At 70.0% G+C, this 15,088-nt stretch carries 11 protein-coding genes and 2 pseudogenes; 8 read left to right on the top strand and 5 right to left on the bottom strand.

Going from position 1 to position 15,088, the window contains the following annotated elements; translation table 11 throughout:
- Positions 1-639: 639 nt before the first annotated feature.
- Positions 640-3,051 carry a Helicase associated domain protein gene (locus AB0L74_RS30965; RefSeq protein WP_365659659.1) on the top strand — a complete coding sequence of 804 codons (2,412 nt, stop codon included), beginning with the start codon at positions 640-642 and terminating at the stop codon, positions 3,049-3,051.
- A gap of 233 nt (positions 3,052-3,284) precedes the next feature.
- Here the strand turns inward: AB0L74_RS30965 and AB0L74_RS30960 are convergent, their stop codons facing one another.
- From AB0L74_RS30960 to AB0L74_RS30945, 4 genes are all read right to left on the bottom strand, one after another.
- Positions 3,285-4,166, bottom strand: a complete 882-nt coding sequence (locus tag AB0L74_RS30960; RefSeq protein ID WP_365659656.1) for a thermonuclease family protein — start codon at positions 4,164-4,166, stop codon at positions 3,285-3,287.
- A gap of 1,069 nt (positions 4,167-5,235) precedes the next feature.
- The gene (locus AB0L74_RS30955; RefSeq protein WP_365659653.1) at positions 5,236-5,985 is read right to left on the bottom strand and encodes a hypothetical protein; all 750 of its coding nucleotides are present in this window, start codon (positions 5,983-5,985) and stop codon (positions 5,236-5,238) included.
- A complete protein-coding gene (locus tag AB0L74_RS30950) occupies positions 5,972-7,537 on the bottom strand; it encodes a VWA domain-containing protein (RefSeq protein ID WP_365659651.1) in 1,566 nt (521 codons plus the stop codon). Before AB0L74_RS30950 ends, AB0L74_RS30955 begins: the two co-directional genes overlap by 14 nt.
- On the bottom strand, positions 7,534-8,775 hold the full coding sequence (locus AB0L74_RS30945) for a hypothetical protein (RefSeq protein WP_365659648.1): 1,242 nt from the start codon (positions 8,773-8,775) through the stop codon (positions 7,534-7,536). The genes AB0L74_RS30950 and AB0L74_RS30945 overlap by 4 nt, the downstream gene beginning before the upstream one ends.
- A gap of 949 nt (positions 8,776-9,724) precedes the next feature.
- Here AB0L74_RS30945 and AB0L74_RS30940 point away from each other — a divergent pair.
- The 7 genes and pseudogenes from AB0L74_RS30940 to AB0L74_RS30910 all read left to right on the top strand — a co-directional run bounded on the left by AB0L74_RS30940 (position 9,725) and on the right by AB0L74_RS30910 (position 13,815).
- Positions 9,725-10,294 carry an LCP family protein gene (locus tag AB0L74_RS30940; RefSeq protein ID WP_365659645.1) on the top strand — a complete coding sequence of 190 codons (570 nt, stop codon included), beginning with the start codon at positions 9,725-9,727 and terminating at the stop codon, positions 10,292-10,294.
- A gap of 27 nt (positions 10,295-10,321) precedes the next feature.
- The gene (locus AB0L74_RS30935) at positions 10,322-10,591 is read left to right on the top strand and encodes a LytR C-terminal domain-containing protein (RefSeq protein WP_365659670.1); all 270 of its coding nucleotides are present in this window, start codon (positions 10,322-10,324) and stop codon (positions 10,589-10,591) included.
- 152 nt (positions 10,592-10,743) lie between these two features.
- The gene (locus AB0L74_RS30930) at positions 10,744-11,319 is read left to right on the top strand and encodes a TerD family protein (RefSeq protein WP_084899287.1); all 576 of its coding nucleotides are present in this window, start codon (positions 10,744-10,746) and stop codon (positions 11,317-11,319) included.
- A 32-nt stretch (positions 11,320-11,351) separates the two neighbouring features.
- Positions 11,352-12,167 carry a hypothetical protein gene (locus AB0L74_RS30925; protein WP_365659642.1) on the top strand — a complete coding sequence of 272 codons (816 nt, stop codon included), beginning with the start codon at positions 11,352-11,354 and terminating at the stop codon, positions 12,165-12,167.
- Positions 12,168-12,327: 160 nt separating this feature from the next.
- Positions 12,328-12,909: a TerD family protein gene (locus tag AB0L74_RS30920; RefSeq protein WP_084899284.1), complete on the top strand. Its 582-nt coding sequence runs from the start codon at positions 12,328-12,330 to the stop codon at positions 12,907-12,909.
- A 48-nt stretch (positions 12,910-12,957) separates the two neighbouring features.
- A pseudogene (locus tag AB0L74_RS30915) lies at positions 12,958-13,286 on the top strand (twin-arginine translocase TatA/TatE family subunit).
- Between the two features lie 154 nt (positions 13,287-13,440).
- On the top strand, positions 13,441-13,815 hold the full coding sequence (locus AB0L74_RS30910) for a hypothetical protein (RefSeq protein WP_365659639.1): 375 nt from the start codon (positions 13,441-13,443) through the stop codon (positions 13,813-13,815).
- Between the two features lie 101 nt (positions 13,816-13,916).
- On the opposite strand, the pseudogene AB0L74_RS30905 reads toward AB0L74_RS30910, so the two are convergent.
- Positions 13,917-15,087 (bottom strand): annotated as a pseudogene (locus AB0L74_RS30905) (XdhC family protein).
- Position 15,088 lies beyond the last annotated feature (1 nt).

The following is a 15,088-nucleotide window of genomic DNA, read 5'->3' as shown; positions in this document are numbered from 1 at the left end:
TCGTCACGCGTGGTGGCGGACTTTGGGTCGGGGTCGACACAGCGCAGAATCTTCAGACGGGCGTCGGTCCCGCTCCGCGGGATACCGCGCGGCAAGCCGCGCGGTAGTGACGGCTCCGCTGCGCTCCGCCTGATTCCCCCGCAAGCGGGGGAATCAGAATTCCGCAAGCGGAATTCTAAAAGCGGGGAAATTCGCGCAAGCGCGAATTGGGGGCATCCGCGCTTGCGCGGATGCCGAGGGCTGGCGGCGAGGGGAGGTGTGTCACGCGCGGGCCTGTGTAGGGTTTGGGGATCTCAGCTGTTATTTCAGCAGTAGATGTGACGGTCCGTCGGATTTGGCGGGTGTCGGCCTCTTTGCAGCGACGGGCTCCGCTGCGCTCCACCCGAACCCCTCCCCCATTCTCGAACCCTCCCGGCACACTTACCGGTATATCTTGCTGGTGTGTAGTGTAACCGGCCGTCTGTGGGTGACGTTTGAGTCACGTATCACCTGGGAGCGAAGCTGATCGCGAGTGATGCATCGCGGTTCAGTGCTGTGTAGAGTCTGGGATGAGGCACCACATCTCCAGCGCGCCGCGTACCTCGCGCCCGGATTCCCTTTCTGTTGACGTACTGCATTCCTCGAAGGAGTAGACGGGGTATGGCCGTGAAACTGCGTGACCACCAGATCGAGGCTGTTGATGCCGTTGTGCGAGGCTTCGATATCCCTCCGGGTGGGGTTCCCTGGGATGGTCTTCGTGGGCAGGTGCACGCCGCGTGCGGCACGGGGAAGACGATTATTGCCGCCGTCTCGGCAAAGCGCCTTGTGCCCAAGGGGCGCATTCTGGTGCTGGTGCCGACGCTGGACCTGCTGGCGCAGACGGTGAAGGCGTGGCACGAGGTCGGGCACACGGGGCCGGCGGTTGCCGTGTGTTCGCTCCAGGACGACCCGGAGCTGTGGAGTTTGGGGGTGCGCTCCACCACCAACCCGGTGCAGTTGGCACTGTGGCATGGGCAGGGGCCGGTGACCATCTACGCGACGTACGCCTCGCTGGGTGTGCTGGCGGAGGCGTTCGAGGGCGTCTACGGGCAGAGGCTGGCCCCGGTGGACCTCGCGGTGGTCGATGAGGCCCACCGGACAAGTGGCTCGATGGGCAAGGCGTGGGCGGACATCCACGACCAGGCCGTGATCCCCGCCTACCGGCGGCTGTACCTCACCGCTACGCCGCGGATCTGGGGGGAGCGACTGAGCCGTGAGGTCGCCGAGGGGGTGCGCGACCCGCTGCCGCGCGAGATGGCGGCCTCCATGGACGACGAGAAGATCTTCGGGCCCGTCCTCTACAAGCTCAGCCTGGCGTCGGCCGTCTCGCGCGGTTTGCTGGCGCGGTACCAGATCATCGTGCTGGAGCTCCAGGACCCGGTCGTCACGCCCGAGCGGCTGATGGGCGAGGAGCGGCACAGCGAGAAGGTCCGTGGGGAGCGCCTCGGGGCGCTCCAGGCCGCGCTGCTGCACACGATGGCGCAGCACAACCTCCAGACCTGCATCACCTTCCACCACCGGACGATAGAGGCACAGGCGTACGCGGAGGGCCTTCAGCGCGTGGCGGCGAAGCTGCACGCGGACCAGCCCGAGAAGTACCCCGCCCGGATCTGGGCGGACTGGCTGTGCGGCGAGCACTTGCCCGAGCGCCGGCGGGAGGTCCTGGCCGGGTTCGGGACCACTGCGCGGCGGGCCGTGCTGTCCAACTGCCGTGTCCTGGGCGAGGGCGTCGACATCCGGGCCGTGGATTCCGTGGCGCTCCTGGATCCCAAGGGCGCGCCGCACGACATCGTCCAGGCCATCGGCCGGGCGCTGCGCCAGAAGCCCGGTGAGGGAAAACTGGCTTCTTTGATCGTGCCGGTATTTCTCCAGCCCAGGGAAAAGCCGGAGGACATGTTCACCTCGGGATCGTATCGGCCTTTGGTGAAGGTCCTTGAAGGACTGCGCGCTCACGATGAAGAGGCCATCGAATTGCTGGCTATCCCGCAAGAGCCGCAGAAGGACGTGGCGCAGCCGTCCGAGTACATCGGTCCGCCGCCCGAGGAAGGCGAGGAAGAATCCCGCCTACTGCTTCGCTTTGCCGCTCCGCGTGACCCGGTCATGGTCGCGGACTGGGTGTCGTTCAACGTGATCGACACCGAGAAGCAGGACTGGGCCCGCGGCTGGGCGAAGTTGAAGGCGTTCGCGGAGCGTGAGGGGCACGCCCGGGTGCCGTACGGGCACAAGGAAGGTCCCTACCCGCTGGGACAGTGGGTCGCCGAGCAGCGGCGCGCGTACGGGGCGGGGCAGATGAGCGGCCTGCGCGCCCGGCGCCTGGAGAAGCTGGGCATGGCCTGGACGGCGGCCGACGCGCGGTTCCAGGAGAACCTGGCGGCGGCCCGCGTGTACTACCAGAAGCACTGGACGCTGTGCGCGCCCCGCACCGCGACGATGCTGGACCGGCCGGTGGGGCAATGGCTGTCCAACCTCCGCCGCCCGGGTGCGCTGGACGGGCACCCGGAATGGAAGACGGCGCTGGAGGCCGTGGACCCGTACTGGAACCCGGCGTGGCCGGCCGACTGGCAGCGGCACTACGCCGCCCTGCGCGAGCTGGTACGCGAGGAGAACGACCCCACGGTCGTCACCCCCGGCGTCACCGTCCACGGTATGGACATCGGACGGTGGCTGGCCCGGCAGCGCAAGCCCGAGGTGTGGGCGGGGCTGATGGAGCGGCAGCGCGAACTCCTCGAGGCCATCGGCGTCACACCGCTGCCCCCGAAGCAGGAGACACCCACCAAGGCCCCCAAGGCGACCACAGGCGCCTTCGAGCGGGGCGTCGCGGCCCTGGCCCAGTACAAAGCCCGCACGAACTCCGTGACCGTCCCCAGAAATCACGCAGAGCAGCTGGAGGACGGCACGGAGGTCAAGCTCGGGGTGTGGGTCATGAACCAGAAGGCCCGCAGGGCCAGACTGACCACTGACAAGCTCGCCACGCTGGCCCGCCTCGGACTCGACTGGGCAGCCACGGAAGGGACCGCGCAAGGGGCCGTGTGATAGCCACACACGAGGAAGAACAACGGGCGCAGAACGCCATGCAGCGACACGCCCACGACCCCGCCCTCACGGACACGGAAAAGAACACCTCACCTGTGCTGTCCCACCCGCAAACGCGACAGACAAGAGAACAAGACGAGACAGCGGAGACAAAACTCGGCATAAAACCGTGCGACCGTCTCCAGCCTTCCCAGGACCACCACGACCAGACTGCGGCGGAAGGCGGCGCGGCGTCACTTGTCCAGGAAGAGCAGGTCCTCCGTGCGCTCGATCATCTTCAGAGAGCCGCCTTCGGACACGGTGATCAGGTTGTGCAGCCCGGTGACGGTCTTGCCGTCGGGCAGGACGCGGTACTGGTCGGCGGCACCGGCCAGGTACGCCTCGAACCCGTCGAGTGAGGAGCCGGTCTTGGAGTCCAGGTAGTCCGTGAGCCGGCGGAACAGTTTGGGCAGGACCACCTGGCCGGTCGCGGTGTCCGTGATCGAGTCGATGTCGTCGACCACTACCCCGTCGTAGGTCCTGTCGACGCCCCATACCCCCTTCTTCGCCACGCGCGCCTCCACTGCCGCCGTCTTGAGGACGTCGCGCAGGTAGCCGGGCAGCCCGGGGTAGAACATCGGGTACGCCAGCCCCTTCTCGACCAGGTGGTGGTTGGCGGTCTTCTTCCTCAGGAACTCCTCGTTCGGTGTGAACTCGTAGCCGCTGTAGACGGGCGCGGTGCCTTTGCAGACCAGGGCGATACAGCGGCCGTAGGCGTCGGCGCCGCTGGTGAGGATGAAGCCGGGCACCGTGTCGGGGACGGTCTTGACGGTGTGGTTCTCCTGGCGCTCGACGCTGGTGAACCCGAGCCAGGTCAGGAGCTCGTCACCGGCCTTGTCGGCGAATTTCCGCGGCTGGCGACGCTCGGGGCCGTAGGTGCCGTCGTAGTGGCTCTCCAACGCGTCGACGCCTTCCAGGCGCACGTTCGCGCGACCGTCGGCCTTGGGGACGATCCTGGCGCGGCCGCCGACGAGCTTCCAGTCCGCCACGTCGTCGGGAATGAAGGGAAGAGTGTCTCCGTCGGGCTCGGAACCGCCGTTCACCCGGAACGAGCCTTTGATCAGCAACATGGCCATGGCGGCTCCCATGGATCGAGACCGAGCGGGTACTGTGCGCTACATCGACTACTGAGCGTACACGCGATCCGGGGAGAACGGGCGGTGTCGACGACACACGCGCCTCAGGTCAACGCGGTCTCCCGGCCGGTCTGGTCCCGCTGCGTGGTCGGCTCCTCGCAGGTCAGACCGCTAAAAGGGGGCCAGACGGGTCCGTCGCCGGTCGACGGCGGGGGCCGGCTCGAAGTACCACCTGGTCTTGGCGGCCCGCGGGGCCGGGGATGCTATGGCGGTTGCTTTTGGTCCTTCATCATGTGCACAGATCCGCTGGCGTCTGGCAGGGTGACTCATCCGTGGGTTCACCCCGGGTGGGCGCGCGGCGGGTGCTGGTGGCTTCCCGAGCGCGCGTACGGGCCGGGCAGCACACCAGCATCGCACGGCCGCTACATGCTGGTCGGCCAGCCCGAGAGCCTGATCATCTGCGAACGGATGGAGACCGCCCGCAGGATGGGCTCGCCGACCAGTTCCCTCACGAGCTGACCAGGGCCGTGGTGCAGGCGGAAACCGTCCGCGCGCAATGCGCGGTCGCCGTTCGCCGAGCAGCGGGCCCGCGCCCGCGCCTGCGAGGAGGGCCAGCTGGCGCAGGAGAGGAAAGCCCGCGCACGGCGCGCACGGGCGCAGTAGCGGGACCGCCGCCTATGGCCTGCCCGACAGCCTGTTCCTGGTCAGGGAGGAGACCGAGGCCTGCGACCGGCAAGCGAGGTCAGGCGGAGCGGGGCCGTCGAGACGGCGCGCGCCGAGTGGTCCGGGCCCTGACCTTGGCGGCCCTGGCCCGCGTGTTCACCCGGCTGGAGGGTGGAGCCGAGGGGCCGCGTCCGCGGTATCCGCCCTGGGAGCGGGCGGAGGGGATGACGGGACCGGTCTCCTTGGGGTCCTGGTGTCCGCCCGCCGGCCATGAGCGCCATCGAGGGCTGGTACGGCCGCCCGTTCGGGAGGTCACCGAAGGGGCCGGTGACCGGCCTGCTGGCCTTCGCGCCCGATCCGCACGCCCTGCGCGTCCTCGCCGAACTGAATCCCCGGTGGGCGGCGGTCACCAGAAGATGGCGATCGCCTCCAGCGTCACCTCGCGGGTGTCCTCGCGCCAGCCGGTCATCTTGCCAAGGCAGCGGGCCGTGAACGTGCCGTCCGGGATGGAGCGGCGCGCGTTCCCGGGGGCTACGACGCGCATGTAGACGGGGGGCTGCTCGTCACCGTACTCGGCCCGCAGGACGAATCCCTCCGTCACGTCCGGCACGCGTGAGAACACGCCTTTGACTGAGACGAATTCGCCGATGCGGCTCAGGGTCACCGCACGGCTGTCGGCCAGGTTGTCGGCGAGGTTCCGGTTCGGGACGACGGTCAGTGTGGTCAGGTCGGCGTGGACGATGGCGTCGGCCCGGTCGAAGGCCTCCATGACCACGCCGATCACGTTGATCGGCTTGTCCTTACGCACGAACTTGCGGAACGTCTCCTGGCTGACGTCCCGCTTCAGCCGGAACCGGAACAGCCACGTCAGCACCCGGTTCCAGAAGCCGACGCTCGTGTCGACCTTCGTCCGCAGCTCGACGGCCTCCTCCAGCGCGGACCGGTAGTTGCCGAGCTCGTACAGGTCCATCACGGCCTGCTCGTCGAGGTACAGGCAGATGCTGTACGCCGACTGCCAGCGCCGCAGGTGCCTGCGCCGCTCCCGGGCATGGCGCACCAGGATCACCGCGAGCACCGCCGTGCCGGCGGCCGTCACCAGCCAGACCGTCATCCACGGCCACCAAAGGCTCCACCACAGTGCGTCAGTGACAGCCACGGATCTCCTTGAAAGCCTCGGAAAGGGACGAGTCGGCGGTCTCCACCATCCGTCCGCCCGTCCTCGCCGCCGCGCGCCGCAGTTCGCCTGCGTCGGCCTCGCCGAAGTGGACGGGGTAGGTGGGGACGGTGGCGCGCACGGCGGCGGGCAGCGCCTTGTGGCGGCGTACGAACTCGGCGTAGGATAGGCCCGTGTTGTTCTCGCCGTCCGTCATCAGGACGAGTGAGACGGAGCGGTCGGGGTCGGCGGCCAGGTCAAGGGCGGCGGTGCGGTAGCCGTGGTCGAGGGCGGACCATACGGCGGTGGCGTCGCCGTAGCCGCCCCGGGCGACGGTGCCGGCGAGGGCCGTCAGATCCTTCGGGCCGGTGACGGTGACGGTCGTCTGCTCCAGCACCCGGCCACCGAACCGGACGACGGTCAGTCGCTCGCCCCGGTAGAAGCGGGTGAACTTGCCGGAGGCGGAGGGGTCCGCGCCGCTGAGTCCGGCGAAGGCCTCGCGCAGGGCGGCCATCCGGGCGCCGCGCATCGAGCCGGAGAAGTCGAGCAGGAAGACCACCTGGCTCGTGGTGCGGCGGTCGGGGTCGCCGTAGTCCGCCAGCAGCGTTTCGACGACGGCCGGCTGGTCGGGGTAGAAGAGCGCGTTGCCGACCGGTTCGCGCAGCCGCGGGTCCCGGGTGACCGTCGTATTGACGGGGCGGCGCAGTGTGTGCCGCATGATCTGCCGCTGCGCCGAGTCGCGCCGCAGCCACCGCGTGACCTTGTCGTACGCGGTGCGGTGGGCCGGGTTCAGCAGGAGCAGCGGAAAGTCCGCCAGGACCGTGCCGTCCTGGGGGCGAATGACCTCCAGGCGGTCGTCGAGGCGGCCGGAGGCGTTGAGGGCGAGCAGATCGGACTCGTACGTGATGAGGGCGTTGGCCTCGTCCTGGTGGTCGACGTAGGTGTCGACGAGGGCGGGGCCGGTGTCGGCGGTGAGGGCCTGGCCGGAGCGGAAGCCGCGCAGCCGGTCGCAGGAGACGTCCTCGGGGCGCAGCGCGGCTCCGGTGCCGGCCGCGGCGGTGGCGACGCCGACGAGGGCGGCGAGGCCGCTGCCGGCGTGCCGGGGGTCGGCCATGCCGAAGCGGACGGTGCCGGTGGCGGCAGCGTCCGCGATGTCCGCCCAGGTGAGCCGGGAGCCGGGCACCCGGGCGCGAAGCTCGCGCGCCACATCCGGTTTCAGGCCGATGACGACGGGGGACGTCATGGTGACCGTGCGCTGCAGCCCCCGGATCGCGTATCTGTCGGTGAGGCGCAGATAGCGGTCGGAGGACAGCCACGCGAGGTCGTACCGGTCGCGGTCCGGGGTCTTCGTCTCGGCGTCAGCCCGGTGGTCCAGGCGCAGGTCGACACCGGTCTCGTCCTTCAATTCGCCCAGTAGCGGGCCCAGTACGGCGAGATCGGGGCTGGCGAGGACGCGCAGCCGGACCGTGTCGTCGTCAGCGTCGCCCGAGCAGGCGGTCAGGAAGGTGGCGACGAGCGCCAGGCAGAGCGCCAGCAGGTCCGCGCCGCGCCTCACGGGCTGCCCGTCCGGTCCGGGCAGTCGCCCACGATCTCGATCATCTTCTCCAGCAGGGGCAGGCTGGGCAGGACCGCGCGGGTGTCGTCGGAGGAGGTGGTGGGCACCGGGATCTGCCGCTCGGTGAGGAACCGGGTGAGCTCGTCGCTGCTCGCGCCGGTGCCGGCGCCGCGGGCCCGGAAGCCCAGCTCCATGGCGCGGTGCTGGAGTTCGGGGTCTTCGCTGACCAGTTCGCCGAGCCGCGCGCCGTCGCCGGTCAGCGCGACGAGTTGGGGTTCGGTGACGAAGCGCGTGGACGGGTAGAGCAGGACGCGCTCGTCGTCGGTCTCGCCCTTCCGTGCCTCGTGCCGTAGCTGGTGGGCGAGGAACTGGTGCTCGTAGATCACCGAGATCGGGGCGATGCCCTGCCCGTCGGGGGACAGATACGTGTCGGCCCGTTCGGAGGACGGCAAGCCCTGTTCGACGAGGAGCGGCTTTATCTTCCGGGCGAGTCGCTCGGCCTCGGCCTCGCTGTCCGGTGCGTCGTTCCCGTGCTCGACGAAGGCCACGAGTCCGAGGTAGGTACCGGCAGAGTTCGCCTCGCAGATGTCCGAGGTCTGGGCGAGGATCTTGTTGCCGTTGCGGACGTGGTTCTTGTCGTCGATCTCGTCCCAGCGGTAGCCGTCCTCTGGATCACGCTGGACGCCCTTCCTCTTGCCGCGCGCCAGGTCGAGGAACTTGCGCATGTCGAGGGTGTAGTACATCGGCGGGCCGCCCGAGCCCGGCAGGCGCTGGGCGACGCCTTCCGCCGCGAGCACCTCGGCGTAGTCCCGGTAGGTGGCCAGCACGATAGGGCTGACGAACGGGCGGTACAGCAGCACCGGACGGTTCGCCCGGGCACGCTCCCGGCTGATCAGGTCGGCGGCCGGCTGGCCGGAGGGGAAGACGACGTCGTATCCGCCGTAGTCCTGCTTGGCGATCTCACGCGAGCCCATGCTCGTGATGTGCACGCGGAAGCCGTGCTTCATGAGCAGCCGCTCGACTTCGGGGTCCTGGAAGAAGTCCCTCTTAGAGGCCATCTTGGCCTCGATGGTGATCACCGGCCGCACCGGCAGCAGCAGGTTCCCGGAGGTTATGAGCAGGACCAGCCCGATGACCGGGACGGGCAGCGCCGCTGCCAGCGCTCCGCGCAGGCGGCGGCGCGGGGGCCTGGTGACGGTTAACCGCGGCTCCGCGGTGGTGGGCCTGTTCGCGGGCACCTGCGTTCTCCCCCCGTGACACCTGCGTTCTCCCCGTGCGGCCGGGCCAGGAACATCAGTGATGGCGGTGTACCCCGAACGACCCTTCCCAGAACGTCGGTTGACGTAGCGGAAAGCGCGCGGCTAAGGTCGGCAGCACGTCAAACCCGGGGGGCCGACGTCTGAGCAGATCACGTGCGCGGACACCGCCGATACCCGTTCCGGGGCTGGTTCCCCGCCGCTCGCGGCGGTCTTCGCGGACTCGGGTGCGCCGGCGGGACCTGGGCGCGGCCCAGCACCGAACCGCATCGGTGTGGGCCGGCCGGCTGCGTCACCGCTGCCCGGGCCCGATGACCGTGAGTCCCACCTGCTCGGCAAGCCGGGGCGCGTAGGCTCCCGCACCTGGCGGCCGCCGGCGCAGACACCACGGACGTGGCGGGGATCGTGTGGTCGTCGGCGGGTTCGTCGAGATCGCGGGTGGGAGTGTTGAAGAGGAGAGTCACCTCGGCGTGCTTGGACTCACCGTGAAAGCCCACCTCGGGCGTGTCCGGCCCACGCGGCATCTCCCGATTGATCCAGCCTCTGTTCGGGCCGACGGCCGCCGTGAAGACGTCCTCGATCCCGCCGACCGGCAAATCGTCCAGTTCGCACTCCACCGCAGCCCGGCGAGTCCGCGAGCCTGTTCTCCGGCGACCAGCGCGGCCCCTGCGCCACCCGCCACGTGCCGTGCTGGGCATTCGACTTGGCGGGACCGGGGCCGTAAACGCGGGAGCCTGTGCCCTCGGCGCGGCGCGGTGACCCGCTGAGGGGCCCCTCCCGCCCCTCCTACGCGCAGAGCATCGCGCGGGGGGGCCGTGGGTGCCGGTGGCGTTCAGCCGGTGCCGTGGGTGTCAGTGATCCGTTGGACACTGTCGTCCATGATCCGCGCACATGATGGCGACTGGGCAACCGGCCACCTGCCTGGGCAGGCATGCGGGGTCCCGGGCCATCTCAGGAACATACTCTCCGCGGACACCGCGGCACGGATGCCGTCGAACGTCCGCGGCCGCGGGGCGACGCGCTGGACGGCATCGAGGTCTGCCCGAAGCAGGCGATCCACGACACCAAGGCTCACCTGGACCTGGAGGCCGGCTGCCAGACGGTCAAGGGCGAGCAGGCCCTTGGCTCTGTCCGGACCCGCTACAGCGTCGGCGACGGCTCCGGCATCGGACGCATCGGGCGCCAGCAGGAACTCGTGCAGGCCCTGGCCGCCAGAGCCCAGGACAAACTGGCCAGCCCCGGCGACCCGTACTCCTTCCTGGACTCGGCGACCAAGTCGCTGACCGCCTACGATGACCTCGCCGGGATCGAACCCCTGACCAGCCTCGCCTCCAGCCTCAAGGGCAGACCCGAGGACCGGCTCACGTTCCTGACCGTCCCCAGCTACCCGCGCGAACTGGACGTCCCCACCGACAAGGCCAACATCTCCTGGCAGTACCCCCAGGCACAGACCCTCTTCACGCCCTCGCCAAGGACCAGGAGGTCGGCAAGGGGGAACTGACCGCCGTCAGCGGTCCCCGCCCGCACGATCGCCGGCCAGGTCCTCAACGGCACCGGCACACCCGGCCAGGCCGCCACCACCGCCCAGGAGCTGCGCGCGGCCGGCTACACCGTCACCGGCACCGCGCCCACGCCGGCGAAGGAAACCACCGTGACCCATCCGTCCGGCCTCGAAGAGCAGGCGAGTGCCCTGGCCGTCCGCGTGCGGATCCCCGCCACCCTCGGGCAGGACCCGCAGGCTGCACCTGGTGCGGTGACCCTTACCGTCGGCCCCGACTACTCCGGACTGCGCGGCTGACCGGCTGCCTGCATCACCGCGCTCCATGCCCGATTGCGGCATGGACGGCCCTGACACCCCTCAGCAACTTCTACAGTGCTGTAGATTTCGAGTTCAGTCACTCATCGGCCGGGCCCCTGCGCCCGGCCCTCGGACACGAAAAGGAATGCGACATGGGTGTGAGCCTCTCCAAGGGCGGCAATGTCTCGCTGAGCAAGGAGGCGCCGGGCCTGACGGCTGTCCTGGTCGGCCTCGGGTGGGACGTCCGCACCACCACGGGCACCGACTACGACCTCGACGCCTCCGCGCTGCTGGTCAACGAGTCCGGCAAGGTGCTTTCCGACCAGCACTTCGTCTTCTTCAACAACCTCAAGAGCCCGGACGGCTCGGTGGAGCACACCGGCGACAACCTGACCGGCGAAGGCGAGGGTGATGACGAGGTCATCAAGGTCAACCTGACCACCGTCCCCGCCGACGTCGCCCGGATCGTCTTCCCCGTCTCCATCCACGACGCCGCCAACCGCGGCCAGAGCTTCGGCCAGGTCCGCAACGCCTACATTCGCGTCGTCAACCAGGCGGGCGGCGCCGAGCTGGCCCGCTACGACCTGTCCGAGGACGCCGCGACCGAGACCGCGATGGTCTTCGGTGAGCTGTACCGCAACGGCGCGGAGTGGAAGTTCCGCGCGGTCGGCCAGGGCTACGCCTCCGGACTTGCGGGCATCGCCGCCGACTTCGGCGTCAACGTCTGACCCACCACGCGTCTGCGGGCGGGGTGGACCGTGTGTCCGCCCCGCCCGCGACGAGCACGTCCGCTGCCCGTGCCCGCCAGCGGCCGCGCCGCCAGAACACCGGCACCGACCCGCACTACACGATCGGGGGGACCTTCATGAACGAGCCCGGCCGCCTCGAAGCCGTCGACCAAGCAGACTTCGAACACGCGCTGCACGCCGCGCTGGACGACCCTGACATCCGCGAGGCCCTGCAACAGCCGACCGCGCAGGTCACCGCCGAGCAGCTGCGCGCCCGGGCGCTTGCGGCGGCCGACACCATCGCCGCCGAAGCCGCCACCGAGTACACCGCCCTACGGCGACTGCGGGTGGCCGGCCCGGAACCCGCCGGCCAGCCCCGCCAACTCGCGCCCGCCACCGTCGGGAAGGGACTAGCGGCGGCACTGGCCGTACTCACTCCCGTTCTGTCCGCCGCGGCAGCGGCCATATTCCTTCTCCTCGGTTACGGGCTCCAACTGGCCGACGCCCAGCAGCCCCTCGCCACCGCGCTGGTCCGGGCCGGCTGGGTCGCCGGAGCCGTGGCGCTGCTCGCCGCCACAGCAGCGATCACCGCGCTCATGGTCACCGCAGCCCGGCACCGCGCCACATCCCGCCGCCCGCAGCCCGACACCGCCTCCCTCGCCCAGGCCCACGCGGCGTGGCGCCAAGCCCTGCTGGAGCACGGACTGCTCCCGTTCCTGCGCCGTGAACTGCACCAACCGCCCGCACCCCCGCGCCGTAGCCCCGCCCCGCCTTTCGAGCAGCGCACCACGAGCCCCGGCTACAGCAGTCCGGACTTCACCGGCCCCTCCCTCCCATCGCGGGACTGACGCCCCCCGACGGGGGGCACGAACAGGTGCCGCCACGCCATACTCGCCAAGGTCAGGCGCGCCCCTGCCCGAAGCTTCTACAGTGCTGTAGATTCAGGCGTGCTGCCCCATGCACAGCCCGGGCAGCGAAGTCCGATCCCCAAGCGCCAGGAGGTAACCGGTGGGAATCACGCTGACCAAGGGCCAGCAGATCAGCCTGGAGAAGACCGGCGGGCAACCGCTCAGCGTCGTACGGATGGGACTGGGATGGCAGGCGGCGCCCCGTAAGGGCTTCCTGGCCAAGCTGACCGCCCGCGAGATCGACCTCGACGCCTCCGCGGTGCTCTTCGCCGGCAACGAGCCGGTCGACGTCGTCTTCTTCCAGCACCTGGTCAGCGACGACGGCTCGGTCCGCCACACCGGCGACAACCTCGTCGGCGGCGCCGGGCAGGGCGGCGACGACGAATCGATCCTCGTCGACCTGCTGCGCCTGCCCGCCCACGTCGATCAGATCGTCTTCACCGTCAACTCCTTCACCGGGCAGACCTTCGCCGAGGTGCAGAACGCCTTCTGCCGCCTCATCGACGAGAACACCGGCCAGGAACTGGCCCGCTACACCCTCTCCGGCGGCGGCTCCTACACCGCCCAGATCATGGCCAAGGTCCACCGCTCCAGCGGCGGATGGCACATGTCCGCCATCGGGGAACCGGCCAACGGCCGCACCTTCCAGGACCTGATGCCCGCCATCGCCAGCCACCTCTAGCCATCCTGCCGCCCGCCACCGGGGAGAAGACGGACACCCACGTTCGGCATAAGCGAACTCGCCATCATCCTCATCGTCGTCATATTGATCTTCGGCGCCAAGAAACTCCCCGAACTCGCCCGGTCCACGGGCAAGTCGGCCGCATCCTCGAGAGCGAGGCCAAAGCGATGAAGGCCGACCAGACGCCGCCGACCACAGCGGAGGCAGCCACGCGCGATGCCACAGCCCCGCGCATCATCCAGGCCGCACCCGGCGACACCGTCGATCAGCGTCTGGATCGGCGAGGGCGGCCCGGAAGGCAGCCCGAGGAGATCGCCCCCCTGTACGGGGACCTCCACGAGAACCGCGACCACTCCGAGGCCGTCTTCAGCGCCTGACCGGCCGACCACCGGCTCGGTGACCGGCCGCAGAGGCGCACGAAGCGGCCGTTGCCGAGGTCGTCCAGGGATGCCCTGAATTCCGCCATTCCCGTCGAAGTGGGCGGCACCACGCGTCATGATGGCGGCGAAGTGTCCGTATCCCGGAGGTCACATGCTGCCGTCGCCGTCACTGGACACGATCCTCGACCGCACGTCCATGCGAAGCGATCGACCAGAATCCGACTCGGGGAACCGGCGCCTGGTCAGCGTCTCGTGCAGCACGCCCGACACGGCGGTCTTCGACAACCTCCGGCACAACGTTCGGTACCACAACGCGCGTTCCGGTGACGCCTGGGATCTCGCCGTGGCCGGTTACTACGCCTACGGCGCCAGGGAGTACGACCCCGAAGGGGTACCCGTCGGGATCTCGACGCCGCACCCCGGTGTCGACTGGTGGTACAGCCCACGGGAGTTCAACCGCCTCCGTCAGCGGATCGAGGACGAGCATCATCGGCAGGTGGCCCGGCGACGACATCTGCCCCGATGACGACGGGGCTGGGCGTATTCGGGGATGCCGGAGCTGGTGGGCCGTCCCGGTCGCCGCAGGGGCGGCCCTGTCTCGAGGCGTCGACGCGCTGATCGAGTTGGTCAACGGGGGTGGCGGACTGGCTTGACTGAGGGGAGAGAGGAGCCGTCACCCGGCTCAGCCCGCCGCCACCTGGGACACCACCGGCGCTGGTGCCAGCCGGGGGCGCCCTCGGTCTCCGTGAGCCGGGCGCCGGTGCCGACGTGGCGGTGAAGGAGGATCTCGGCGGCGATCGACAGGGCCGTCTCCGCCGGGTCGGCACCGCCCAGGTCGAGACCCGCGGGAGAACAGAGCCGGGCCAGGGTCGTCCCGTACGCCTGCGGCCCGTAGCGACGCCTCGCGCTGCCCGGCGGTCCGGCGGGAGCCCAGGGCGCCGACGTAGGCAAGGTCCATCTGCAACGCGGCCCACAGCAAGGGCACGTCGAACTTGGGGTCGTGGGTGAGCGAGACGACCACGGTGCTGGGGACGACCCGTCCCGCCGCCGCCTCGGCGGCCAGGTGCCGGTGGGGCCAGTCCACCACGACCTCATCGGAGTCCGGGAAGCGCTCGGGGGTGGTGAACACCGGCCGCGCGTCGCACACCGTCACCCGGAAACCGAGCAGCGCGCCCTGGCGGGTGAGGGCCGAGGCGAACTCGGTGGCACCGTAGACCAGCATGCGGGGCGGGGGAGCCAGGAAGTTGACGAACACCCGTGGGGCGGTCCCGATGCTCAGCGTGTGTCAGCGCCTCTGCGTGAGCAGGTGCCGGGCCGCTTCGGCTACTTCGGCGTCGATGGTGGCGTCACCGGTGCTTCCGGTGGTGCCGTCGGAGCAGTACACCAGGTGTGCTCCGGCGGGCGCGGACCCGTGCGGCTCCACGACCGTGGCCACGGCGACGGCGTCCCCCGCCCGCAAGCGCTCCATGACAAGGCCCAGTTCCGGGAAGGACCGCCGGTCGACGCGTTCGACGAGCACCTCGATGGTTCCGCCGCAGGTCACGCCGCTCGCTCCGGCGTCGTCGTCGCTCACCGCGTAGCGTTCGAGCACCGGTACGCCGTCCCGTATGGCCTGCTGTGCCAGGTCGTACACGGCGCCTTCCACGCAGCCGCCCGACACACTGCCGGTGACGGTGCCGTCCGGGGCGCAGATCATGAGGGCTCCGGGTTGGCGCGGGGCCGAGCCGTACGCCGAGACAACGGTGGCGAGGCCGCACGGTGTGCCCGCCTCCCACAAGCGGTGGAGCCGCTCCCACATG

Source organism: Streptomyces sp. NPDC052020 (assembly GCF_040680575.1).
Taxonomy (GTDB): Bacteria; Actinomycetota; Actinomycetes; order Streptomycetales; family Streptomycetaceae; genus Streptomyces.
Note: the sequence above shows the minus strand (reverse complement) of the source record. Positions and strands in the feature narration are given on the sequence as shown.

Excerpts from the sequence above, each read along its gene's own strand:
- AB0L74_RS30965 (WP_365659659.1), top strand. The coding sequence starts at position 640 with ATGGCCGTGAAACTGCGTGACCACCAGATCGAGGCTGTTGATGCCGTT.
- AB0L74_RS30960 (WP_365659656.1), bottom strand. The coding sequence starts at position 4,166 with ATGGCCATGTTGCTGATCAAAGGCTCGTTCCGGGTGAACGGCGGTTCC.
- AB0L74_RS30940 (WP_365659645.1), top strand. The coding sequence starts at position 9,725 with ATGCGGGGTCCCGGGCCATCTCAGGAACATACTCTCCGCGGACACCGC.
- AB0L74_RS30930 (WP_084899287.1), top strand. The coding sequence starts at position 10,744 with ATGGGTGTGAGCCTCTCCAAGGGCGGCAATGTCTCGCTGAGCAAGGAG.
- AB0L74_RS30910 (WP_365659639.1), top strand. The coding sequence starts at position 13,441 with ATGCTGCCGTCGCCGTCACTGGACACGATCCTCGACCGCACGTCCATG.